This is a genomic window from Paraburkholderia sp. RL18-085-BIA-A (assembly GCF_046027075.1).
Lineage (GTDB): Bacteria > Pseudomonadota > Gammaproteobacteria > Burkholderiales > Burkholderiaceae > Paraburkholderia.
The window spans coordinates 1-23,944 of sequence record NZ_JARESU010000126.1 but is presented as its reverse complement, the minus strand read 5'-3'; the positions used below and the strand labels follow the sequence as shown (position 1 = coordinate 23,944).

At 63.3% G+C, this 23,944-nt stretch carries 21 protein-coding genes; 5 read left to right on the top strand and 16 right to left on the bottom strand.

Annotation, left to right across the window (positions count from 1 at the left end; translation table 11 throughout):
- Positions 1-82: 82 nt before the first annotated feature.
- From P0D89_RS41830 to P0D89_RS41795, 8 genes are all read right to left on the bottom strand, one after another.
- Positions 83-1,354, bottom strand: a complete 1,272-nt coding sequence (locus P0D89_RS41830) for a glutamate-5-semialdehyde dehydrogenase (protein ID WP_408355916.1) — start codon at positions 1,352-1,354, stop codon at positions 83-85.
- Between the two features lie 251 nt (positions 1,355-1,605).
- Complete coding sequence (holA, locus tag P0D89_RS41825; protein WP_408355914.1) at positions 1,606-2,724, bottom strand: DNA polymerase III subunit delta; 1,119 nt, start codon at positions 2,722-2,724, stop codon at positions 1,606-1,608.
- A gap of 54 nt (positions 2,725-2,778) precedes the next feature.
- Positions 2,779-3,330, bottom strand: coding sequence for an LPS-assembly lipoprotein LptE (locus P0D89_RS41820; RefSeq protein ID WP_408355912.1), 552 nt, complete (start codon positions 3,328-3,330; stop codon positions 2,779-2,781).
- Between the two features lie 91 nt (positions 3,331-3,421).
- Positions 3,422-6,013 (bottom strand): leucine--tRNA ligase, encoded by a 2,592-nt coding sequence (leuS, locus tag P0D89_RS41815; protein ID WP_408355910.1) that lies wholly within the window; start codon positions 6,011-6,013, stop codon positions 3,422-3,424.
- Positions 6,014-6,190: 177 nt separating this feature from the next.
- On the bottom strand, positions 6,191-6,634 hold the full coding sequence (locus P0D89_RS41810) for an ExbD/TolR family protein (protein ID WP_408355908.1): 444 nt from the start codon (positions 6,632-6,634) through the stop codon (positions 6,191-6,193).
- A 40-nt stretch (positions 6,635-6,674) separates the two neighbouring features.
- On the bottom strand, positions 6,675-7,385 hold the full coding sequence (locus P0D89_RS41805) for a MotA/TolQ/ExbB proton channel family protein (RefSeq protein WP_408378472.1): 711 nt from the start codon (positions 7,383-7,385) through the stop codon (positions 6,675-6,677).
- Between the two features lie 101 nt (positions 7,386-7,486).
- Positions 7,487-8,284, bottom strand: a complete 798-nt coding sequence (gene dapB / locus P0D89_RS41800; RefSeq protein ID WP_408355904.1) for a 4-hydroxy-tetrahydrodipicolinate reductase — start codon at positions 8,282-8,284, stop codon at positions 7,487-7,489.
- Positions 8,285-8,436: 152 nt separating this feature from the next.
- Entirely contained in the window at positions 8,437-9,276 is an 840-nt protein-coding gene (locus tag P0D89_RS41795; protein ID WP_408356180.1) for an outer membrane protein assembly factor BamE, read from the bottom strand.
- A 158-nt stretch (positions 9,277-9,434) separates the two neighbouring features.
- On the opposite strand from P0D89_RS41795, the gene fur reads away from it, so the two are divergent.
- Positions 9,435-9,863 carry a ferric iron uptake transcriptional regulator gene (fur, locus tag P0D89_RS41790; RefSeq protein WP_408355902.1) on the top strand — a complete coding sequence of 143 codons (429 nt, stop codon included), beginning with the start codon at positions 9,435-9,437 and terminating at the stop codon, positions 9,861-9,863.
- A 118-nt stretch (positions 9,864-9,981) separates the two neighbouring features.
- On the opposite strand, the gene P0D89_RS41785 is transcribed toward fur, so the two are convergent.
- The 3 genes from P0D89_RS41785 to P0D89_RS41775 form a co-directional block, all read right to left on the bottom strand.
- The gene (locus P0D89_RS41785) at positions 9,982-10,494 is read right to left on the bottom strand and encodes an ureidoglycolate lyase (protein WP_408355900.1); all 513 of its coding nucleotides are present in this window, start codon (positions 10,492-10,494) and stop codon (positions 9,982-9,984) included.
- 12 nt (positions 10,495-10,506) lie between these two features.
- Positions 10,507-11,517 (bottom strand): allantoicase, encoded by a 1,011-nt coding sequence (gene alc, locus P0D89_RS41780; protein WP_408355898.1) that lies wholly within the window; start codon positions 11,515-11,517, stop codon positions 10,507-10,509.
- Between the two features lie 127 nt (positions 11,518-11,644).
- Complete coding sequence (locus tag P0D89_RS41775) at positions 11,645-12,973, bottom strand: C4-dicarboxylate transporter DctA (protein ID WP_408355896.1); 1,329 nt, start codon at positions 12,971-12,973, stop codon at positions 11,645-11,647.
- Positions 12,974-13,200: 227 nt separating this feature from the next.
- Here P0D89_RS41775 and P0D89_RS41770 point away from each other — a divergent pair, with 227 nt between their 5' ends.
- On the top strand, positions 13,201-13,893 hold the full coding sequence (locus tag P0D89_RS41770) for a FadR/GntR family transcriptional regulator (protein ID WP_408355894.1): 693 nt from the start codon (positions 13,201-13,203) through the stop codon (positions 13,891-13,893).
- Positions 13,894-13,974: 81 nt separating this feature from the next.
- On the opposite strand, the gene gap is transcribed toward P0D89_RS41770, so the two are convergent.
- Together gap and tkt are read right to left on the bottom strand one after the other, a co-directional pair.
- Entirely contained in the window at positions 13,975-14,985 is a 1,011-nt protein-coding gene (gene gap, locus P0D89_RS41765; RefSeq protein WP_408229469.1) for a type I glyceraldehyde-3-phosphate dehydrogenase, read from the bottom strand.
- Between the two features lie 96 nt (positions 14,986-15,081).
- Positions 15,082-17,103: a transketolase gene (gene tkt, locus P0D89_RS41760; protein WP_408355892.1), complete on the bottom strand. Its 2,022-nt coding sequence runs from the start codon at positions 17,101-17,103 to the stop codon at positions 15,082-15,084.
- 279 nt (positions 17,104-17,382) lie between these two features.
- Here tkt and speE point away from each other — a divergent pair, with 279 nt between their 5' ends.
- From speE to P0D89_RS41745, 3 genes are all read left to right on the top strand, one after another.
- Positions 17,383-18,255 (top strand): polyamine aminopropyltransferase, encoded by an 873-nt coding sequence (gene speE, locus P0D89_RS41755; RefSeq protein ID WP_408378468.1) that lies wholly within the window; start codon positions 17,383-17,385, stop codon positions 18,253-18,255.
- Positions 18,256-18,369: 114 nt separating this feature from the next.
- Positions 18,370-18,783 (top strand): VOC family protein, encoded by a 414-nt coding sequence (locus tag P0D89_RS41750; protein WP_408355888.1) that lies wholly within the window; start codon positions 18,370-18,372, stop codon positions 18,781-18,783.
- A 19-nt stretch (positions 18,784-18,802) separates the two neighbouring features.
- A complete protein-coding gene (locus P0D89_RS41745) occupies positions 18,803-19,543 on the top strand; it encodes a 16S rRNA (uracil(1498)-N(3))-methyltransferase (protein ID WP_408355886.1) in 741 nt (246 codons plus the stop codon).
- 132 nt (positions 19,544-19,675) lie between these two features.
- On the opposite strand, the gene P0D89_RS41740 is transcribed toward P0D89_RS41745, so the two are convergent.
- The 3 genes from P0D89_RS41740 to ltrA all read right to left on the bottom strand — a co-directional run bounded on the left by P0D89_RS41740 (position 19,676) and on the right by ltrA (position 22,513).
- Complete coding sequence (locus P0D89_RS41740; protein ID WP_149673389.1) at positions 19,676-20,236, bottom strand: barstar family protein; 561 nt, start codon at positions 20,234-20,236, stop codon at positions 19,676-19,678.
- 16 nt (positions 20,237-20,252) lie between these two features.
- On the bottom strand, positions 20,253-20,669 hold the full coding sequence (locus tag P0D89_RS41735; protein WP_408355884.1) for a ribonuclease: 417 nt from the start codon (positions 20,667-20,669) through the stop codon (positions 20,253-20,255).
- Positions 20,670-20,797: 128 nt separating this feature from the next.
- Positions 20,798-22,513, bottom strand: a complete 1,716-nt coding sequence (gene ltrA, locus P0D89_RS41730; RefSeq protein ID WP_408355882.1) for a group II intron reverse transcriptase/maturase — start codon at positions 22,511-22,513, stop codon at positions 20,798-20,800.
- Positions 22,514-23,944 lie beyond the last annotated feature (1,431 nt).

Here is a 23,944-nt window from a genome sequence, read left to right as displayed (position 1 = left end):
CTGAACCAATACTATATAAAATAAAACCCCCCGCGCCGGCCCGCCGCCCCCCCCCCCCCCCCCCCTGCCGCGATTATCGCGGCTATTGACGGCCTTCGCCGTGGCCGAGCACGACGTACTTGAGCGACGTCAACCCGTCCAGGCCGACCGGACCGCGCGCGTGCAGCTTGTCGTTCGAGATGCCGATCTCCGCACCCAGCCCGAACTCGAAGCCGTCCGCGAAACGCGTCGAGGCGTTGACCATCACGCTGGCTGAATCCACTTCGCGCAGGAAGCGCATCGCGCGATCGTGGTCTTCCGTGACGATTGCATCGGTGTGTTGCGAGCTGTAGGTATTGATATGGTCGATCGCCGCGTCGAGATCGTCGACCACCTTGATCGCCAGCACCGGCGCGAGGTATTCAGTGCGCCAGTCTTCCTCGGTGGCATCGACGAGCGGGCCCACGCCCGCATCCGCCAGCACCGCGCGCGCCGCCGCGTCCACCCGCAACTCGACGTCCTTGCCCCGATACAGCTTGCCGAGCGGCGGCAACACGGCGGCGGCGATGCCGCGTGCGACCAGCAGCGTCTCCATCGTGTTGCAGGTGCCGTAGCGGTGCGTCTTCGCATTGTCGCAGACGGTCAGCGCCTTGGTCAGATCCGCGCGGTCGTCGACATACACGTGGCAGATGCCGTCGAGGTGCTTGATCATCGGCACACGTGCTTCGTTGATCAGCCGCTCGATCAGGCTCTTGCCGCCGCGCGGCACGATCACGTCGACATAGTCGGTCATCGTGATCAGCTTGCCGACCGCCGCGCGGTCCGACGTGGCGACCACCTGCACGGCGTCCTGCGGCAAGCCGGCCGCTTGCAGCCCTTCGCCGATCAGCTTGGCCAGCGCGGTGTTGCTTTCGAGCGCTTCCGAGCCGCCACGCAGAATCGTCGCGTTGCCGGACTTCAGGCACAGCGCCGCGGCGTCGATGGTCACGTTCGGGCGCGATTCGTAGATGATGCCGATCACACCGAGAGGCACGCGCATCTGGCCGACCTGGATGCCGCTCGGCCGATACTTCAGATTGCTGATCTCGCCGATCGGATCGGCCAGCGCCGCTACCTGCCGCAAGCCTTCGAGCATCGTGTTCAGCGCTTTGTCCGACAGCGTAAGGCGGTCGATGAACGCGGCGTCGTGCCCTTTCTCGCGAGCGCGCGCGACGTCGCGTGCGTTGGCTTCCTTGAGCAGCGCGGCATCGCGCTCGATGGCCTGCGCGACGGCCGCGAGCGCGGCGTTCTTGGACGCCGTCGAAGCGCGCGCCATCGCACGAGACGCCTGGCGGGCGCGGCGACCGAGGTCGGTCATGTACTGGTCGATATCCATGGTCATTCTCGTGGTGCCGCGCACGTCGACGTGCGGCGGACAAGCAGGATTAGCGAAAGATCAACGATTGTAAGTCGGGTACCGGTGCTTTGCTCGCGGCGGCGGTCGGTGTGGCCCAGCTCGGGCTTGCGCGCCTGAAGCGGCCCCGGGAAGAACGATCGGCACCTGGAGGATGCCGCGCTCGCCGAGCCGCGTGCGAAGCTGACAGAAACTACGTCGCGGCTGCGTCGCGCTGTGCTCCAGGCTGCGGTTCAGGCCGGCCTTCGCCCCGGCGCGCCAGATCCCGCCCGAGGTCGTGGCGGCGGCACCGGCGCCGTCTTTGGCGAGGCCACCGTCATGGCCAGTTCGAACAGGCCATTCCACGGATCAGGCGGCGGATCGTTGCGATGATTGCCCGCCGTGCCGCCCGACAGCCCCTTCACCTGCCGATCCAGCCGCGCCGCCAACGCCAGCGCCTTTTCCAGCGCGCTTTCGGTGACACGCGACAGCGCCGGTCCGATCAGCCGTTCACGCGGACCCCACACGCGGTTCTCGCGCACCAGCATCGCAAGCGGCTTGCCGGCCGCGACGCCGCGCTTGATCCGCAACAGCGTGCGCACTTCTTCGACGACCGCCCACAACACCAGCACCGCAGCCTCGCCTTCGCCGCGCAGTCCGTCGAGCATGCGCGACAAACGGCCGACATCGCCCGCCAGCATCGCTTCGTTCAGCTTGAAGACGTCGTAGCGCGCGACGTTGAGCACCGCGTCGTGAATCTGCTCGAAGCTCAGCGAGCCGGCCGGATACAACAGCCCGAGCTTCTGAATTTCCTGATGCGCAGCGAGCAGATTGCCTTCCACGCGTTCGGCGATGAACGCCAGCGCGCGCCGCCCTTCCTCACCGGCGGCCACCCGCTGACCCTGCGCCGCGAGACGCTGACCGACCCAGTTCGGCAACTGCGCGCGTTCAACCGGGTCGATCTTCAGTGCGACACCAGCATCCGCGAGCGCCGTGAACCAGGCCGACTTTTGCGTGGCCGCATCGAGCCGCGGCAGCGTGACGATGGTCAGCACGTCGTCGTTGACGGCGGCGGCGAGCGTCTTCAGCGCATCGGCGCCTTCCTTGCCGGGCTTGCCCGACGGAATGCGCAACTCGACCAGTTGACGGTCGCCGAACAGCGACATCGACTGACTCGCGCCCAGCAGCGAACTCCAGTCGAAACCGCGCTCGACCGTGAACACCGAGCGGTCGGTGAAGCCGGCCGCGCGCGCCGTCACGCGAATCCGGTCGCACGCTTCCTGCGCGAGCAGGTGCTCGTCGCCGTACACGACGTACAGTCCGGCGAGTCCCTTCGCGAGATGCGCTTCGAGCGCGTCAAGTCGCAGTTGCATGGCTACTGGTCGGCGAGGTTGAACAGGTGTGGTGAATCGAACAGGGCATCACGCTCACAACGGCGGCGGCGGCAACGGCGCGCGCGGCGCGATGGCCGGCACGCCTTCGCCCGGCGCCGGATTCATCGAGCGCACCACCGCGAGGCGGCGAATCAACTGGTCGACCGCGTCGTTTTCCATGTCGGCGAACAGGATGTCGGCCTCGGCGGCCTTCGCTTGCGAGAACTGGTCGCTATAGGTCATCGCGCGATTCAAAGCGATCACGCTCGACGGAATCAGCACGGTGCCGTCCTTGCCGATCAGCGTGTAGTTCATCGACAGATTCAGTTGATACTCCGCGACCACACCGAGCGAATTCAGCGTCAGCGTACTCGTGCTGCGGGCTTGCGTGAGCTGGAGGATCGCGTCGGCATTGGCGACCGAACTGACCACCGCCGTGTCGCTGCCGCCCTGCACCATGCGCGTGAGCCGCGCGACGGCGGCCGGGGAACCGCCCGAAACATAGAGGCGTTTGAATGCGTAGTCCTGCTGGCCGCGCAACTGGAAGCCGCAGGCCGACAACATCATCACGCTGCAAGCCAGCGTCAAAAACGATCTGCGAGTCACATTGGCTCCCGGTTCGCAGTAGATTGCGCAGCGCAGACAAACACCGCCACGCGCGGCGGCGCCTTGTCTGCCGACATGTTTTCGTGGATCGTCAAACGACCACGTTCACGAGACGGCCCGGCACCACGACGATCTTCTTCGGCGCCTTGCCTTCGCTGAACTTGGCGACCATTTCGTGAGCCGCCGCGAGCTGTTCGATCGCTTCGCGAGTCGCGTCTTTCGCCACCGTGATCGCGCCGCGCACCTTGCCGTTGACCTGCAGCACGAGTTCGATCTCGGCCTGCTCCAGCGCTTTTTCGTCGACCTTTGGCCATGCGGCGTCGAGCAGCGAGCCGAATGCGTCGGCGTAACCGAGTTCCTGCCACAACTGGAACGTCAGGTGCGGCACCACCGGATACAGCACGCGCAGCATCACACCATAGGTTTCGCGCAGCACGGCCGGCTGGGCGCCCTTCGCGCTGTCGAGCGCGTTGAGCATCTTCATCGCGGCCGACACCACCGTGTTGTATTGCAGACGCTGGTAGTCGAAGTCGGCCTGCTTCAACACACTGTAGATCTCGCGACGCAGCAGCTTGTCGGCTTCGCCGAATTGCGCGGCGTCGAGCTGGCCGCCTGCGCGCAACGCGGCTTCGTTCGTGTGACCGAAATTCCACACGCGACGCAGGAAGCGGCTCGCGCCTTCGACGCCCGAACCGGACCACTCGAGCTGCTGCTCGGGCGGCGCCGCGAACATCACGAACAGACGCGCGGTGTCCGCGCCGTGCTGATCGATCAGCAATTGCGGATCGACGCCGTTGTTCTTCGACTTCGACATCTTTTCGACGCCGCCGAGCACCACCGGCTGCCCGTCTTCGTTGAGGAGCGCGCCGACCGGACGGCCCTTGTCGTCGAACGACACGGTGACGTCCGCCGGGTTGTACCAGGTCTTCTTACCGGCTTCGTTTTCGCGGTAATACGTTTCGTTGAGCACCATGCCTTGGGTGAGCAGATTCTTGGCCGGCTCGCCGAACTTGATCAGGCCCAGGTCGCGCATCACCTTCGCCCAGAAGCGCGAGTACAGCAGGTGGAGAATGGCGTGTTCGATACCGCCGATATACTGGTCCATCGGGGCCCAGTAGTCGGTGCGTTCGTCGACCATGGTCTTCGCGTTCGGTGCCGCATAGCGGTAGAAGTACCAGGACGAATCGACGAAGGTGTCCATCGTGTCGGTTTCGCGTTTGGCCGCGCCGCCGCAGGTCGGGCAGGTGCAATTCACGAACGCCTCGGACTTCGCGAGCGGGTTGCCTGTGCCGTCCGGCACGAGGTCTTCCGGCAGCACCACCGGCAGATCTTTTTCCGGCACCGGCACGTCGCCGCAGCTCGGGCAGTGGATGATCGGAATCGGCGTGCCCCAGTAGCGCTGGCGCGACACGCCCCAGTCACGCAGACGCCACGTGATCTGCTTGTCGCCGAGGCCCAGCTCCTTCAGGTCCGCGGCGATCTGGTCGACCGCCTGCTCGTACGCGAGGCCGTCGTACTTGCCGCTGTTGACCAGGGTGCCGGCCTTCTCGCCGTACCATTCTGCCCAAGCTTCGGTCGAGAATTCCTTGCCTTCAACCGCGACCACCTGCTTGATCGGCAGGCCGTATTTCTTCACGAACGCGAAGTCGCGCTCGTCGTGCGCGGGCACGCCCATCACCGCCCCTTCGCCGTAGCTCATCAGCACGTAGTTGCCGATCCACACTTCGACCTGTTCCTGCGTCAGCGGATGCGTGACGTAGAAGCCGGTGGCCATGCCCTTTTTTTCCATCGTCGCGACGTCGGCTTCAGCGACGCCGCCGCGCTTGCATTCGTCGATGAACGCCTGCAGCTCTGGCTTGCCCTGCGCGAGACGCGTGGCGAGCGGATGCTCGGCGGCGATCGCGCAGAAGGTCACGCCCATGATCGTGTCGGCGCGCGTGGTGAACACGCGCAGCAGCTTCTGTTCGCGGTCGATTTCATACGGGAAGCCGAAGTTCACGCCGAAGCTCTTGCCGATCCAGTTCTGCTGCATGATCTTCACGCGCTCGGGCCAGCCGAGGCCGTCGAGGTCGTTCAGCAGTTCGTCCGCGTACTGCGTGATGCGCATGTAGTACATCGGGATTTCGCGCTTCTCGACGAGCGCGCCCGAGCGCCAGCCGCGGCCGTCGATCACCTGCTCGTTGGCGAGCACGGTCTGGTCGACCGGGTCCCAGTTGACGGTACCGGTCTTCTTGTACGCGATGCCCTTTTCGAGCATCTTCAGGAACAGCCACTGATTCCACTTGTAATAGTCGGGGCTGCAGGTCGCGACTTCACGCGTCCAGTCGATCGCGAGGCCCATCGACTGCATCTGCTTCTTCATGTAAGCGATGTTGTCGTAGGTCCACTTCGCGGGCGGCACGTTGTTGGCCATCGCGGCGTTTTCCGCCGGCATGCCGAACGCGTCCCAGCCCATCGGCATCAGCACGTTGTAGCCGTTCATCCGCAGATAGCGGTACATCACGTCGTTGATCGTGTAGTTGCGCACGTGCCCCATGTGCAGCTTGCCCGACGGGTACGGCAGCATCGAGACGCAATAGAACTTGGGCTTGTCGCTGGCTTCCGTCGTCTTGTACGCGTCGATGGCGCGCCATTGCCCTTGCGCGGCGGCTTCGACGTCGGAGGGAACGTATTTTTCGTGCATGGTGTGATGAGATCGCTGGGTTCGGTGCTTTCGCACCGGCCGCTTTGGTGCTCTGCTGGATGAAATGGCGTCGTTTCCCCGGTCGGCGGGGAAAGGGCTGATTATACCGTTCGCGGACGGGTACACCGCGCGGCGTGGTGCGCGGGCGTGGTCCGGGTGTGTGACGGGCTGTGGGGTTTAATGCGCCGCGTTCGGCGGTGGCGGGTCCGTCACAAAACCAATCCGCTCGAGCCCCGCCTGCTGCGCCGCACCCATCACCTGCGCGATCACCTCGTAGCGCGTCGCGCGCTCCGCGCGCAGTTGAATCTCTGGCTGCTCAGCCTGCTGCTTTGCCTGGTTCGCCGCTTGCGCGAACTGCGTGCGCATCTGCGCGAGCGTGATGATGTTGCCGTTCCAGTACAGCTTGCCGGCGGCGTCGATAGAAAGAGAAATGGTTTGCGGGGTCTGGCGCGCGGGCGCTGCCGCGACTTTCGGCAGATCGAGCCGGATCGCATGCGTGAACAACGGCGCGGTAATGATGAAAATGACCAGCAGCACCAGCATCACATCGATCAGCGGCGTCATGTTGATCTCGGCCATCGGCGCAGCCGTCTGCTTTTTCTCGAGTCCGCCGAATGCCATGTCGCCTCCTTCTGCCTGAGCTTTCCGCCTGAACGGCGCGCTAGTGGGTCGAAGCTTGCTGCGCCCGCATCGGCGCCTGAGCCGGTTCCACCGGCGCGCACACATAGGCATGCAGGTCGTGCGCGAAGCCGTCGAGTTCCTCCGACAACTGCCGCACGAGACGCCCGAGCACGTTGTAAGCGAGTACCGCAGGAATCGCGACCACGAGGCCGAAGGCAGTCATGATCAGCGCTTCGCCGACCGGTCCCGCAACATTTTCGATCTGCGCCTGACCGCTCGCCGCAATGCTGCCGAGCGCGTGATAGATGCCCCACACGGTGCCGAGCAGGCCGACGAAGGGCGCCGTGCTGCCCACCGAGGCCAGCAGCACCTGACCGAACTCGAGCCGCCGCTGCGACGCGTTGAGCGCCTGGCGCAACGCGCGCAGTACCCGTTCGCCGCGCTCGACGCGGGCGAGCAATACACCGGGAATGTCCACTTCGGCGGCATACAGCGCCGCTTCGGCGAGCGGCGTGAAAACGCGCTCGCGATCCACGCGCCGCAATACCACGACCCCCTCGGAGAGCGTCGGCGCCTGCCAGAACTGCGCTATCGCCCGCGTGGCCTGACGTTTGGCGCGCGTGAGGATCCAGCTTTTGACGATCAGAAAGCACCAGCTCGCAACCGACATGGCCAGCAGCACATAGGCAACGCCATGCGTGATCGCATCGCTGGTTTGCAGGTAATGGATGATGCCGCTGCTGCCTGCCATCTGACCTCGCCGTGGAAAAGTGATTTCAGAGAACGCGCAGGGGCCGCGACGCCCCTGACTCAGTGCTCAAACTCAGTGCTCAGATTAACGCGCAAGACGGTTCAACGCAGGCCGAGGACGTCCTGCATATCGAACAGACCGGTTTGACGGCCTTCGAGGAAACGCACGGCACGCAGCGCACCTTGCGCATACGACAAACGGCTCGCCGATTTGTGCGTGATTTCGATGCGCTCGCCGATGCCCGCGAACAGCACCGTATGGTCGCCGACGATATCGCCGCCGCGAATCGCCGAGAAGCCGATCGTGGACGGATCGCGCTCGCCGGTCACGCCTTCGCGGCTGTAGACCGCGCAGTCGTCGAGATTGCGGCCGAGCGCGTTGGCGATCACCTCGCCCATGGTCAGCGCGGTGCCGGACGGCGCGTCGACCTTGTGACGATGATGCGCCTCGATGATCTCGATGTCGTAGCCGGTCGCGAAATGCTTCGCCGCGTATTCCAGCAGCTTCAGCGTGACGTTCACGCCGACGCTCATGTTCGATGACAGCATGATGGCGATTTTGTCCGCCGCCGCGCGCAGTTGCGCTTTCTGCTCGCTGTCGAAGCCGGTCGTGCCGATCACCATTTTCACGTCGTGGCGCTGCGCCGCTTCCAGATGCATCAGCGTGCCCTCGGGGCGCGTGAAGTCGATCAGGTAGTCGGATTCGGCGAACACGCGTTCGATTTCGTCGGTGAGCAGCACGCCCGTCTGTTTGCCGAGAAACGCGCCGGCGTCCTGCCCGAGTTGCGCGGAGCCCGCGCGGTCGAGCGCGCCGGACAACGTGGCGTCGGAATCGTTAAGGACGGTTTCGATGAGCATGCGGCCCATACGGCCCGATGCGCCAGCAATGGCAATTTTCATGGCTACGAGGGTTCGAAAAGACAAAACCCGGCAAATGCGGGCGAAAGCGGCGGCGGGCAGCACACCCGGGCGCCGCACCTCATTGGAAAAGCTGAAAATCCGGCGGGCACGGCGCATGGCGTCGTAGCCGCCTTAAAACAAGGACAGCTCGATTACTCGCCCGTTCCCGAAGTCGACGGAGAAGTCGTCACGGGCGCAGTGTTCGTCGGGGCGCCGCTGCTTGGCGCACCCGTCGGTCCCACCGGATTGCTCTGCGTAGCCGGAGCCGGCGGCGCCGGACGGTGGAACTGGAACTGCGGCTTACCCGGGGCCGTCGGGCCTTGCGACGGAACGCCCCCGCCATTGGCGGTCGGCGCCGTGGCACGTACGGGCGACGGGCCATTCGGCGTGGATTGCACCGCATTGGTCGCACGATTGGCGGCTTGCGCGGCTTCCGCGTTCGCGTCGGTGGACGGTGCGCCCGCTGCAGCGGCGCCCTCGACGGACGGCGAGCGGGTGGTGTCCAGCGTGACCGGCGCTTCTGCCGTGGCCGCCGGCGCGCTCGCGGCGGCCGGGGCGCTTGCCGCGGCCGCGTTGGTCGCGCTCGACCTTCTGCCGCCGCGCCGGTCGCCGTCGATCTCCGCGAGCAATTCGAGATTGGAAGGCAGATCGTCGCCGCCCGTCCAGCTCGCCACGAGATCACCCGAGAAGAACACCACGAAGTCGCGCTGCTGCACGATTGAAGTCGAGCCGCGCTTGAAATAGAACACGTAGTCCCAGCGGTCCGCGTGGAACATGTCGGTCAACAGCGGGGTGCCGAGCAACTGACGCACTTGTGCGCGCGTCATGCCGACTTTCATTTGTGCCGCCGCTTCCGACGATACGAAATTGCCTTGCACCACCGTAATCCGGTACGGCGTGATGCTTTGGGCGATGCGCTGCGTCAGGCTGTCGTAAGTGGAACATCCGGCAAGAACCGCGACAGTCGCAACAGCGATCAAGGTACCCCGCATGCGGCTCCCCCGGTAGATCAATTGAGATTTTGAAATCATTTCACTCACCGTGCGGGCCCGCTGACGAGCCGCGCGAGTTTCATTCCATCGAAGATGACCAGAACGGCAAAAACACATTACTATGAGAGCCCAGCATTGTACTCTAGGGATCCCTTGTCATGACCAATCCAACCGATCTCAAGAATATCGGGCTCAAGGCGACCCTTCCGCGCCTCAAAATCCTTGAGATTTTTCAGCACAGCCCGGTGCGTCATCTGACGGCCGAAGACGTGTACCGCAACCTCCTGCACGAGGAACTCGATATCGGCCTGGCAACCGTGTATCGCGTGCTGACGCAATTCGAGCAGGCCGGTCTGCTCTCGCGCAGCAATTTCGAATCGGGCAAGGCGGTGTTCGAACTCAACGAGGGGACGCATCACGACCACCTCGTTTGCCTCGATTGCGGGCTCGTCGAAGAGTTTTTCGATTCCGAAATCGAAAGCCGTCAGCAGTCTATTGCGAAGGAACGCGGCTTCAAGCTGCAGGAACACGCGCTGGCGCTGTACGGCGCCTGCACGAAGGAGAATTGCCCGCACCGCAAGCATTGACGCAGTCGCGCCGCCCGCGCCGGGGTGCGCGGGGCGGCAATAAGAAAGACCCGGCCGATGCGAATCGGCCGGGTCTTTTTTTACGTTGACGGCAGCGCCGCGTGCATGGCGCGCGTTGCTAGACCACCAGTTCGGCGCTCGCTTCGAACGTGAGGCGCCACGGCTCGGCCAACGACAATTCGTCGCAATTGTTGCCCTCGCCGCCACGATCGATCACCACGAAATCGCTCACCTGATCGAGCGCCAGCAGCGGGTGATGCCACACCCCCTTCGCGTAATTGACGCCCTGCCACGCGTCGGTCCAGAACCCGCGCATCAACGCCGGATCGAACTCGCCGGCAGGCGCGACCACCACCAGATAGCGGCCCTGCAGTAAGGGAATGAAAGCCTGGCTGCCGAGCGGATGCCGCTCCATCATCGTGATGTCGACCGGCAACGCGCGCGGCTGCGCACGAAACAGATTGATCAGCGCGCGGCCGCCGCGCTCCGCAACGTCGACGTTGGCAAGGTCGTGATAACGCTCGGTCGTGCCGCCGTTGATCGCGAAATGACGCGCGCCGTCCAGTTCGATGACGTCGCCGAACGGCGCGAACGCCGAGCGCGTCAAACGTTCCATCTGCAATGTCTTCATCACACCACTCCGTTACGCGATCTCGCCCCACAGGCGCAGGCGCGACACGCCGCCGTCCGGAAAGATATTGAAACGCACATGCGTGACGGGTCCGAGCGATGCGAGGCCGTCCGTGAACGTGTGCACGTGGTCCATTTGCAGTTTCTGTTCGCCGAGCAGTACGGGCCAGAACATCGCCTGCGTGACGAGCGAGTCGTCCGTGCCGCCCGTCACCGATGCCGCCTGTACCGAACAGCGGTCGGGGAAGTTGCCCTTGAAGTGCGCCGTATCCACTTCGATCTTGCGAATCACGCCCGGCCGCGCCAACGCGACGATCGCCCAGTCGTTGCCCGGCTCGCGACGGCGCCGGGTCTCCCAGCCGTCGCCCATGTTGACGCCGCGGCCCGGCATCAGCATCTGCGAAGCCGGCCCGAAATGCTGGTTGTTCGCCGCGACCAGGTACGCGCCGTTTTCGATCGCGGCGAGGTCCAGCAGCGTGCCGCGCTCGACCCGCTCCCAGTCGCGCTTCGGCTGGCCATACACGCGCAGCCTCGCGAGACCGCCATCCGGATACAGATTCACGCGCAGATGGGTGAACGCGCGCGCGTCGCTCACTTCGACGTAGTGGTGCTGGTTGCCCTGCAGCGTGGTCGCCGGCACGAGGGGTTGCCAGTCGGCGTGATCGGGCGGCACGTCGGCGTCCACATTACAGGCGTCGATCGACGCGGCCGGCGGGAAGTTGCCGGTGAAGTGGCTCGTGTCCAGATCGACGCCGTACACGACGCCCGGCCGCGCCAGGCGGATCACGCAGTAGTCGTGGCCGGTGCTGCGTTTGCGGCGGGTTTCCCAGCCGTCCATCCACTTGCCGTGGTCGTCGTATTTGCCGGGGATGAACACCGCCGCCTGCGGTTCGAGCATGCGTTCCTTCGGTGCGAAGAATTCGTCGCTGGCGTGCAGTGCCTTCGCGCCCAGACGCGGGTCGGCGAGGTTCATGTAGCGGCGGGTGAAGGCTGGAGCGTTAGGGTCGAGGATCGGAGTGGCCATGATGGTTTCGGTGAGAAGCAAATCGTTGGGGACAGACGGCGGAATCGCGATGTCCGCCGGGACGGTGAGCGCGCCGCGTTGGCGCGCGGGATCAGGAATCGGAGATACGTATGTCAAACCGCCCGCGTCACACGGCCGGAGCGTGTTCGCCGCCGACCGACTCGGCGCCCGCGTCTTCACCGGCGGGCACGTAGCGCAAGGCCGCGTCGCGGTTCAGCACCCGATGCGCGCGCACCCGGTCGATGTCGTTCTCCCACACGGCGACCACCACCGTCGCGACGCAGTTGCCGATCAGGTTGGTCAACGCACGCGCAATGCCGACGAACCAGTCGACCGGCAGGATCAGCACGAGGCCGAGCACGGGAATCGCCGGAATCGCGGACAAGGTCGCGGCCAGAATCACAATGGCCGAGCCGGGTATGCCGTGCGCGCCCTTCGACGTCACGAGCGACACCAGCACCACCACGATCAGGTCGTGCATTGACAACGGCGTGTTGGTGGCCTGCGCGATGAAGATCACCGCCAGCGTGAGATAGATCGAAAAGCCGTCGAGGTTGAACGAGTAGCCGGTCGGAATCACGAGGCCGACGGTCGAATCCTTCACGCCCATCCATTCGAGCTTGCGCATGATCTGCGGCAGCACGGCGTCGGACGAAGCCGTGCCGAGCACGATCGACAGTTCCTCGCGCAGATAGCGAATCAGCTTGAAGATGCTGAAGCCCGCCAGCCGCATGACGATGCCCAGCACGACCGCGACGAACACGAAGCAGCTCGCGTAGAACACCAGCACCAGCATGCCGAGTTGCTTGAGCGACTCGACGCCGTACGTGCCGGTGGTGAACGCAATCGCGCCGAGCACGCCGAGCGGCGCGAGTTTGATGATGAAGCCCATCACGCGGAAAAACACCTGCGACAGTTCGTCGATCAGGCCGCTCACGCGCTGCGCCTTCTTGCCGAGCAGCGACAGCGCCGAGCCGAACAGCACCGAGAACACCAGAATCTGCAGGATGTCGCCGGTCGCGAACGCGTTGATCGCCGTGTCGGGAATGATCTTCAGCAGAAACCCGGCGGTGTCCTTGAGGCTTTTCGCGTGCTCGGTGTAGGTCGAGAGTGAGGCCGGATCGAGCGAATGCAGGTTGATGTTCATGCCGACGCCAGGCCGCGTCGCATAAGCCAGCACCGCGCCGATCACGAGCGCTATCGTCGTCATCACCTCGAAGTAGACCACCGCCTTCAATCCGACGCGCCCGACCTTGCGCAGATCGCCGGCATGCGCCATACCGCTGACCACGACGCAAAACACGATCGGACCGATCACCATCTTGATCAGCTTGAGAAAGCCGTCGCCGAGCGGGCGCAGCGATTGGGCGAAATGCGGATACACCGCGCCGATCACGACGCCCACCACTAGCGCTATGACGACCCGGCCAAACAGCGAATTGAAGAATTTCAACACGGCTTCCTCCTGGTTTCGATTCCTACCTGTTCAGACTGGTCCGACCAGTACTGTTATGGCCAATAGTAGGAAACCGATATACTGACGTCAAGGATTCATAGAGCGGTGTTTACCCGCTGTTTTTCCAGCCGTTTCGGGTCGGATCGCAACTGTCCGTCGCGCGAGGGCGCACGCGTTCGGACCGCGTATTACAATGCTGGTCAGACCGCGCCATCCAGTGAGCCACGATGAAAAACGTTCCGCATACCGTCACCGATGCCGCCATCGCGACCATCCGCGAACGGATCGAAGCGGGCGACTATCCCGTGGGCAGTCTGTTGCCGGCCCAGCGTCAACTCTCCGAAGAACTGTCGATCAGCCGCGCGTCGCTGCGCGAGGCGCTCTCGACGCTGGAAGCGCTCGGTCTGCTAGTGATCCGGCCCGGCAAGGGCGTGTATGTGGAAAGCGCGCAGGCCACGGCCGCGCAATCGTGGCGTTTCTCCGAGCAGTCTTCGCTGCCGGACACCTATCAGATGCGCTTCGCGCTGGAAGGCTTCGTCGCGCGCATGGCGGCGCTCGCCGTGAGCGGCGCCGACCTCGCGTGGTTGGAGGAAAACATCTCCGCGATGCAGACCGCGCTCGCGTGCGACGAACTCGACGAAGCCGCGCGCCTCGACTACGAGTTCCACATGCGGATCGTGAGCATCGCCGGCAATGCGGCGATCGAATCGATCCTGCGAAGCAGCGCGGAGATCATGAAGGAAAGCCAGCGGATGCCGTTCTACCGGCGCGAACTGGTGCTGTCCACATACACCGAGCATCGCGCGATTCTCGACGCGCTCAGCGCACGCGATTCGGCGGCCGCGGGCAAGGCCATCGAAACCCATATCGCGAACGCCGCGCAGCGCGCCGGCGTCCATTTCCCGACCCCGCAGATGTAAAAAAGCCGCTCAGAAGAGCGGCTTTTTTTGCCCCGCACCGACCGAAGCCGGCCTGCAGGGCATCGCGCGAAGCGCAATAACTTACTTCGCGTTGGCGAGCGCCACAGCCGTGTCCAGCATGCGGTTCGAGAAGCCCCACTCGTTGTCGTACCAGCTCGACACCTTCACCAGACGGCCCGACACCTTGGTCAGCGTCGAGTCGAACGTCGACGAAGCCGGGTTGTGGTTGAAGTCAATCGACACCAACGGTGCATCGTTGTAGCCGAGGATGCCCTTCAGCGCGCCTTGCGATGCTTCCTTCATGATCGCGTTGACTTCTTCGACCGTCGTGTCGCGCGCGGCGATGAACGACAGGTCGACGACCGACACGTTGATCGTCGGGACGCGAATCGCGTAGCCGTCCAGCTTGCCGTTCAGTTCCGGCAGCACCAGACCGACAGCCGAAGCAGCGCCGGTCTTGGTCGGGATCTGGCTATGCGTGGCCGAGCGCGCGCGGCGCAGATCTTCGTGATACACGTCGGTCAGGACCTGGTCGTTCGTGTACGCGTGGATCGTCGTCATCAGGCCGTTCACGAGGCCGATCTTGTCGTTCAGCGGCTTGACGAGCGGTGCCAGGCAGTTGGTCGTGCACGATGCGTTCGAGATCACCGTGTCCGATGCTTTCAGCACGTTGTGGTTCACGCCGTAGACGATCGTTGCGTCGACGTCCTTGCCGCCCGGCGCCGAAATGATGACCTTCTTTGCGCCGCCCTTGATGTGCGCGCTAGCCTTTTCCTTGGTCGTGAAAAAGCCCGTGCATTCCATCACGACGTCGACGTTCAACTCACCCCACGGCAGTTCAGCCGGGTTGCGGTTGGCCAGCACGCGGATCTTGTCGCCATTGACGACCAGGTAGTCGCCGTCCACCGACACTTCGCCCGGGAACTTGCCGTGCGCGGTGTCGTATTGCGTCAGGTGGGCGTTGGTCTTGGCATCGCCCAGATCGTTGATGGCGACGATTTCGATATCGTGCTTCTTGCCGTTTTCATAGAAGGCGCGCAGGGTGTTGCGGCCGATCCGGCCATAGCCGTTGATTGCGACGCGAATCGTCATGATTTATCTCCTGATGGCTGAAAAAATACGTCCTGGTTGGTCTGACCGGCAGCGTTGCCGCGCGTTCGAACACGAGCGGCAACGCTTCGCTCCCGATCAGCCGAGGGCGGCTTTTGCCGTCGCTACCACGTGCTCGACGGTGAAGCCGAAATGCTTGAACAGCACGCCAGCCGGGGCCGATTCGCCGAACGTGTCGATCCCGACCACGCCGCCTTCCAGACCCACGTACTTGCGCCAGAAATCCGTCACGCCGGCTTCGACCGCGACGCGGCGCACGCCGTGCGGCAGCACGCGTTCGCGATACTCGGCGCTCTGCTTGTCGAACACCGTGGTCGACGGCATCGACACGACACGGGCCGCGATACCTTCACGCGCGAGCGGCTCGACCGCGTTCAGCGCCAGCTCGACTTCCGAACCTGTGGCGATCAGGATGATCTTGCGCGCAACGATCTCGTCGTTCCAGTCGCGCAGCACATAGCCGCCCTTCTCGATGTTGGCGATCTGCGCGTCCGTGCGCTCCGAGAACGCCAGGTTCTGACGGCTGAAGATCAGGCATGACGGGCCGTGATGTTCGACCGCGTGGGTCCAGGCCACCGCCGTTTCGACAGTATCGGCCGGACGCCACACTTGCAGGTTGGGAATCAGGCGCAGGCTTGCGATGTGTTCGATCGACTGGTGGGTCGGGCCGTCTTCACCCAGACCGATCGAGTCGTGCGTGAACACGAAGATCGACGGCGCTTTCATCAGCGCGGCGACGCGCAGCGCGTTGCGGCTGTAGTCCGAGAACGTCAGGAACGTGCCGCCGAACGCCTTGAAGCCGCCATGCAGGGCGACGCCGTTGATCGCAGCGCTCATGCCGAACTCGCGCACGCCGTAGTTCACGTAATTGCCGGCTGCGTGGCCTTCCGCGTTCACACGCACCGGCTTCGACGCCTTCCAGTTGGTCAGGTTCGAGCCGGTCAGGTCGGCGGAGCCGCCGAGCAGTTCGGGCAGCACCACCGACAGGCCTTCGATGGCCTGCTGCGATGCCTTGCGCGTCGCGATGGTTTCCGCGCGCTCGTTCGCGCCGGCGATGATCGCTCGCGCCTTTTCCTTCCAGTCCGCCGGCAATTCCTTCGCGTTACGACGCTTGAATTCCGCCGCTTCCTGCGGGTACTTGGCCGCGTAGGCCGCGAATGCCTTATCCCAGTCGGATTCGATGCACGCGCCGGACTCCTTCGCGTCCCACGACGCATAGACTTCCTGCGGGATCACGAACGGCTCCCACTTCCAGCCGATCGCCTCGCGGGTGGCCGCGACTTCCTTGTCGCCGAGCGCCGCGCCGTGCGAATCATGGCTGCCCGCCTTGTTCGGCGAGCCTTCGCCGATCACGGTTTTGCAGCAGATCAGCGTCGGCTTGTCGGACAGCTTGGCCCGCTTGATCGCCGCGTCCACTGCGTCGACGTCGTGGCCGACCACGTTCGGGATCACGTTCCAGCCGTACGCTTCGAAGCGTTTCGGCGTGTCGTCGTGGAACCAGTGCACCACTTCGCCGTCGATCGAGATGCCGTTGTCGTCGTAGAAGGCGATCAGCTTGTTCAGTTTCAGCACGCCCGCCAGCGAGCACGCTTCGTGCGAGATGCCTTCCATCAGGCAGCCGTCGCCGACGAACACGTAGGTGTGGTGGTCGACGATCTTCGCATCAGGCTTGTTGAATTCGGTGGCGAGCAGCGACTCGGCGAGCGCCATGCCGACCGCATTCGCCAGACCCTGGCCGAGCGGGCCGGTGGTGGTTTCGACGCCCGGCGTGATGCCGTATTCCGGATGGCCCGGCGTCTTCGAATGCATCTGGCGGAAGTTCTTCAGCTCTTCCATCGGCAGGTCGTAGCCGGTCAGGTGCAGCAGCGAGTACAGCAGCATCGAGCCGTGGCCGTTCGACAGCACGAAACGGTCGCGGTCGGCCCATTGCGGGTTCTTCGGGTTATGGCGCAGATGACGCGACCACAAAGCCACGCCGATTTCGGCCATGCCCATCGGCATGCCGGGGTGACCGGAATTCGCTTTTTGAACGGCGTCCATGGCCAACGCGCGGATTGCGTTGGCCATCAGGGAGGTGGGTGCGGGAGACGAAGTCGTCATGTCGAGTCCGGAGACAGAGTCAGAAAGCGGTGCGCGCTTGAGGACCGGGAGCTCGGCGGCCCGTTCGCTGCGGCGCACGGTGGGGCGCCAGGAGACGCGAAACGGGCAGAGCAAACGGACAAGGCTGAAAGCGACACATTCTAACAGATCGTTGCCTCGCGCCCGCCCCGGAACGCTGCCTAGTCGTGCTGTCCGGCGCACATGCCGGGGCCGCAATGCGCGGCGCCCTTTACAATGGGTCGACCGAATCCACCCGGCTCCGAATGGAGCCCGCCATCCGTGAACGCTCCGCTGCTGTTCCACCCGAGTCCCGACGCTGTGTACGGATTCGCGCGGGCGCGGCTCGTGGCGCGCGTCGATTCACCCTATCAGCGTATCGAGGTGTGGGACACACCGCAGCTCGGCCGGCTTTTCACGCTCGACGGCCGCCCGATGACGTCCACCGGCGACGAGTTCGTCTATCACGAATGCATGGTCCATCCGACGGCGCTCGCGCATCCGTCGCCGCGCGCGGCGCTGGTGCTGGGCGGCGGCGATGGCGGCGCCGCGCGGCAACTGCTGCGGCATCCGGGTATCGAACGGATCGTGGTGGCGGAGCTGGACGCGCAAGTGGTCCGCCTGACACGCGAGCATTTGCCCGAGGTGCACGGCGGCGCATTCGACGATCCGCGCGTCGAACTGGTGATCGGCGACGCCGCGCACTATGTCGCGGCAACGGCGCCGGCGCAGTTCGACCTCGTCGTGTTCGATCTGACGCCGCCCGATTCACCCGCCGCCGGCCTGTACACACGCACATTCTACGGGCAGCTCAAGCGCGTGATGAGCACACCCGCCGCGCTCTCTCTGCATCTCGGCTCGCCCTATTTCCACGCCCGCCGCGTGGCCGGCCTGCTCGACGATCTGCGCGCCGCGTTCGCCCTGGTGCGCACGATGAACACCTTCGTGCCGCTCTACGGCTCGCTGTGGATGATGGCAACCGCCAGCGACACACTCGACCCCGCCGCCCTCACCCTCGACACGCTCGCCGAACGCCTCGCCGCGCGCCGAATCGATTCGCTGAAGCACTACGATCCGGCCATGCACGCGGGACTCTTCTCGGCATCGCGGTCCGTGCACGATAAACTAAGTCAATTCTTAAAGCCATCAAGCTAACGTGGGGGCACAATTTACGATTGGGCCGGACCGCGCTATCCGCATGTCGATACGCGAGCGCCGGCCTCGTCCCGTAGCATGCGTCCCACCCACCTTCATGATCCGGAGAAGCCCATGACCGCCCCCCGCCCAGCCGGTGTGCCCTGGTTGACCCCCTATCTGACGGTACGCGACGCGCGTGCCACGACGGCGTTTTTCACCGCGGCCTTCGGCTTCGAAGTCCGCGACAGCGTCCAGGACGACGGCGTCGTCATGCACGTCGAGATGACCTATCAAGGCCAGTTGATCGTGATGTTCGCGCCGGAAGGCGCGTTCGGCTCGGCTGCGAAAACACCCAAAAGCGCGGGCGCGATCGCCCCGCAATCGTTCTATGTTTATGTCGACGATGTCGACGCGGTTTACGCGCGGGCACTGGCTGCCGGCGCCAAATCGCTGAGCGAGCCACAGGATCAATTCTGGGGCGACCGGTTCGCTCAGGTCGAAGATCTGGACGGCTACCGTTGGGCGCTCGCTCGCCACCTTTCCTGAGCCAATGAGTATTTTTTTGATGCCCCGCTTCTTCGTCGGTACCGCGCTCCACCCCGACGACATCATGCAGCTTCCTGATGACGTCGTGCGCCACATCCTCGTGTTGCGTTTGCAGCCCGGTGATTCAATCGTGCTTTTCAACGGCGAGGGCGGCGAATGCAGCGCCGAGCTCGTCGAGGTCGAACGCCGCTCGGTCCAGGTGCGAATTCGCGAATTCCGTCCAATCGAAGTCGAGGCACCGTATCAGCTCACGCTGGCCCAAGGCATTGCGGGCGGCGACAAGATGGATTGGCTGATCGAAAAAGCGGTCGAGCTAGGCGCGTCGTGCTTCGTGCCGCTGACCACCACGCGCAGCGTCGTGCGTCTTGCCGGCGAGCGCGCGCAGCGGCGGCATGCGCACTGGCAAGGGATCGTGCGCGCGTCTTGCGAACAATGCGGACGCAATCGGCTTCCGGAAGTGATGCCGGTGCGCGAGATCGCCACCTGGCTAGGCGCGCTGCCGCGCGAGCCCGGCGAAGGCGAACTGCGCATTCTGCTGTCGCCGCGCGCCAGCATCAGTTTTTCGGCGCTGCCCGCCACGCCGCCGCAAGGCCGCGTGACCGTGCTAGTCGGCCCGGAAGGCGGCTTTTCGGCGGCGGAGGAAGCGGCGGCCACCGATCACGGCTTCACCGCAGTCGGCCTCGGACCACGCGTGCTGCGCACCGAGACCGCGGGCATCGCGGTGCTGTCGGCGCTGGCCGCTCGCTGGGGCGGCTGGTAAGACCCAGGCTGACGCGCGCCGCGCGCCCGCCATTCGCGCAGGCGGGCGCGGGCACCAAAAGCGAAGGCCCGCCGATTGGCGGGCCTTTCTCTTTTCTCTTCCTGCGACAAGCCGTGCTTACACGGGCGAAATTCAGGCAAACGAATAAAACACCCGGAACGCCACCTTGCGCTCGGCCCAGAACTCGGCCGCTTCGCGGAACACGTCCAGCAGCGTCTCGCGCCCTTCCTTGTCGAACTTCTGCGCAACCGGCAACTGCTCCAGCACGATCACGAAGCCCGGCTGCGCGCCGGCCTTATGGACGAGGTCGGTCAGGCAATCGTAGAGCGCGTCGTAATTCTTGCCGAAATGCTTCGGAAACAGAAACGATGTCGCGATGGTCTCGAGCACTTCCTGTTTGGACAGCGCGTTGGCGCAGTAGGCATACAGAAAATGCTGGCCGAGCTGGCTGGCCTCGTCAGCTAGATCCTGCACGCGGAACGCGCGGATCGACTGTACGATGTTCGGTCGTACGGTCTTGAAAAGGCTCATGGGCTCCTCGTTCGATGAAACCACCGTGCCAGCGTCGCCCTGGTTGTCGCGGCCCTGATCGCCGGCGCGCATCTTCATGACGCGTTGGAACAAATTGCCGTCGCCGGCCGCGAAAAGATCCCTCGCGACTCCGGTGTCGTGCGCGTAGATGTTGTCGCTCATGCCGTTCATCCCGATGTCATTCAACAATACGATTAAAACTGGTGTAATGGTCGTCCGAGTAGTAACAATTATCGGTTCGCTTTAGCGGACCGCCGCAGACGATGCGACGCGCCCCGCGATTGCGCGCGCGCGGCGTGGGAACGGTGTATTCGTGGTAATAGCCGCGCCGATGGGGCGGCAGCAACCGTTCGCGATTGCCGAATACGATGCCGTCCTTCTCATACGGGTAAGGCCCGCCGGCCGCAATCAAGTTCAACGTGTTGACCGCTTCGCGCGGCAGCTGCGCCAGCGCAATAGTGCCCTGAACCTGCGCGTTCGCTTCGGCGGACGCCGCGTAGTCGCGTGCGAACGCGCCAGGCACGGAGCCGAACAACGCACACAGCGTAAAACCACCGATTAGCACGCCTTTGATGCGCAGCCACTTGCGTGCCATGTATCAAGGTTCCCCGCTGTTAGATCACGAGTTTGACGACCATGTAGGGTAGCCCCCTATCCTCACGGATAAAGGGCCCCCTAAGAACTGTACGTGCGAGTTTCCCCGCATACAGCTCAAGCCTACATTCAAAGCCCTACTTTATGTGGTAGAACCGGCTTCGTCACAGCAAGTTTACCAGCGTGCACCTGCTGATGACAGTGCGGGTGAAGTAACACTCTGTTAGACAGCGCATCAGTACCCCCATGCATCCGATATTCCAGATGATGTTCGTGCCAACCCGTCTCGTCCGTCAGATCACAGCCACAATGCGCACATAGGCCGCCCTGTGACATGTACAGGCTCGCCCACTGCTTTCGATATCGCATCGTGTTCCACATGCGATCCTGCCGCAGTTGCTCACCGTATTGCTCCCACTCCGGATCAAAAGGATGAAACTCCCCTTTGATCTTCGTGTGCCGCTTGATAGGAGTGTCGCTGAGCCGACACAACTCAAACAGCCACTTGCTGCCATCCTCACGCTTCATAGGAACGCCGAATACCCACTGTCGGTCGCCAACCGTGCGAAAGTACTTATTTCGCACCCAGTCGGCGCTCTTCTGTGGATGCCGCCGCTTAGACCACCGCCAAAGCCGCTGAAAAACCAGATGCTCCATACGGGTATACGCCTGTTTAGCGACCACGGGGCTGTGGTACTGCGCCCAGCCCCGCAGCATCGGGTTCAGCAGTCGGATTAATCCCTCCTGCCGAATCGATTTGTTACCGTTGATCGTATCCGCCACCTTGCGGAAGAAAGTTTGCACGTTCTTCCGACTAGGTTTGATAAGTAGTTTTCCCGAGTACTTCCGGAAATTCCACCCGAGGAAATCGAAGCCTTGATCAATGTGAGTGGTACGCGTCTTTTCCTCAGACAGCTGCAGTCCTCGAACAGCGAGAAATGCCTCTACCCAAGGACGGATCTCGTTTTCCAGTAACTCTTGCGAGTCGCCGGTGATGACGAAGTCGTCCGCGTACCGCACCACATGAACCTTCAACTTCTTGGCTTTGGCGATCCCAAATCTTGCACCGAGGTGCGCTATCAGGTCTCGTTCAAGCCCGTTCAACGTCACATTTGCCAACGTCGGGGAGATGATGCCTCCCTGCGGCGTACCGGCCTTCGTCGCCTGAAACTGACCCTGGTAAATCAGGCCAGCCTTCAACCACTTCCGCAGAATCGCCGTGTCCATCGGAACATTGCGCTCCAGCCAGTCATGGTTGATGTGGTCAAAGCAGCCCTTAATATCCGCCTCTAGCACCCACTGAGCCGAGACTCGGTGGCACATAGACTTGAATATCTGGCCCATGGCATCGGCCGTCGAGCGATGACTCCTGAACCCGTATGAATTCGGGTCGCTCGTGGACTCTGCCACCGGCTCCAAAGCCAACAAGTACAGAGCTTGCATCGCTCTGTCATGCATGGTCGGAATGCCCAAAGGACGTTCCTTCCCGTTGGCCTTGGGGATAAAGACCCTCCGTAAAGGCAGGGGCCGGTATCCATGCCGCTTTAACCTATCGACGGCAAGCCGTCGACTTTCAGGCGAATCCCATAGTGCGCGATCGACTCCCGCCGTTCGCGCACCCTGGTTCTGCGTAACACGTCGTACCGCATGCAACTTGGCGGACAACGTGCGAGTCAACATCCGTTGCAAGGCTTTCACCCTGCGCCATTTGCCTTCCCGCGTCGCCTTCGCAATTCGAATCTGCATCCCCCTCACGTTCCGTTCGACCCGACGCCAATCTACGGCGTACCAGTTATCCGGCGCGTGGGAAAGCGCAGATCCAGTCTTTCGACCAGATACTTTCATGCTGCTCTCCTACTTGGAAAAGTCCCCAAGCAGAAGACGCATCTCCCCCAGCGGGGCAGATACGCCCCGCTGGGGAACAAAAATTACTCTAAGTACGAACGCATGCATCCGTACCTAACCAAGTTACTAAGGGTCAGTCAGCCATCTTGCGACGGTAGACCAGACGGAAGTCTGCCCGCTTTCGCGTGAGGTAATGTCTCAACCCCTATCCGGACCATTACAGCCCGACGTTCGCTTTTTCCGTCCTCCCATACCCGCACAATCAACAGCGTTCCTCACGGTCCGCCTGCCAGCCATACTGCACCGGCAACCATACGGGCTTACCACGTTCCCGGCATGTCACACGACTGACTTAGGTTCCACCTATTCCCCGACGGTCCAATGACGACGTAACTCGACCTTTCAGCGAGTTATCCGACCGCGCACCATTTTGGTCGATGCCTAACAGCAGCTTTGGCATACATCCTTATCACGAGGTTTATCAGCAGTTCACTTACATTAACCATATCAGCCAGCCAGCTCCTAAACCCCTTCGCTGCTAGGAGTCTCCACGTAGGCACCTCACGGCACCCACCTGCCCGAATTTCCGGGGGCTACTTTGTCAGAAGAGCTTCACACCCCACCGTTACCAGTGACGCATGTCCTCCTAGGCTACTGCTAGTCGTATAGCAGGTTCACTACTCGCGCCGAAGATCTGGAACGAGTCGAACAATGACACATCGAGCTTTTCGCTCGTATCGCGTAACGAATCCGTTGCTAAAAGCGCAGGAATTGCAAACATCAATCCGCCCGGTCGGCGGAAATGAAGCCGCTGACTGGGCGGGTCCTGACGGAAATCAGGCCATTGCAATGCGATCCACGGTACTGGACGACATACCGAAATCTCGCCCATGGCGAAACCCAATATGCCCTACCGGATCTCGCTTCTCTACAAGTTGTTGGCCACAAGGTGCCAACCAATGGTCAGCTTTCGCCGACGAGTCGATGCCCGTAACGTGGGCTGACGGACACGAGCGTGCGTGTCGCACGAAAGTCGTAAGGGTATCGCTAATGGCCTTTGGAATCAACGTTCGCCGGGCCGGCGAAGGCTGCCGGATCGTGCGGAAAAGGCCCCGGTCGGGGCTTTGACGACTTTTGACAGAATGTTTAGCTCAACACGGCTAAACTTAGCCTGACTGTGCGAATGGAGGGGCAATGCAGGCTAATCTTCACGCTGCCCGTACGCCTCTTTGTTCCTCGTGGCGAGAGCCGTGGGCATCAGTCTTTGAAGGTGAATTGTGTCATTAGCCGTATTTTAGGGTGGCAATCCCCTGCTTTACCCTCAGGCGTGCCCGTTGCGGGCACGCCTTTTTTGCATGGCGCGCGATCAGCCGGCGCCATGCGTCACCGGGCCTGGAATCAGCGCGCGGCGATCACGTCCGCCACCAACAA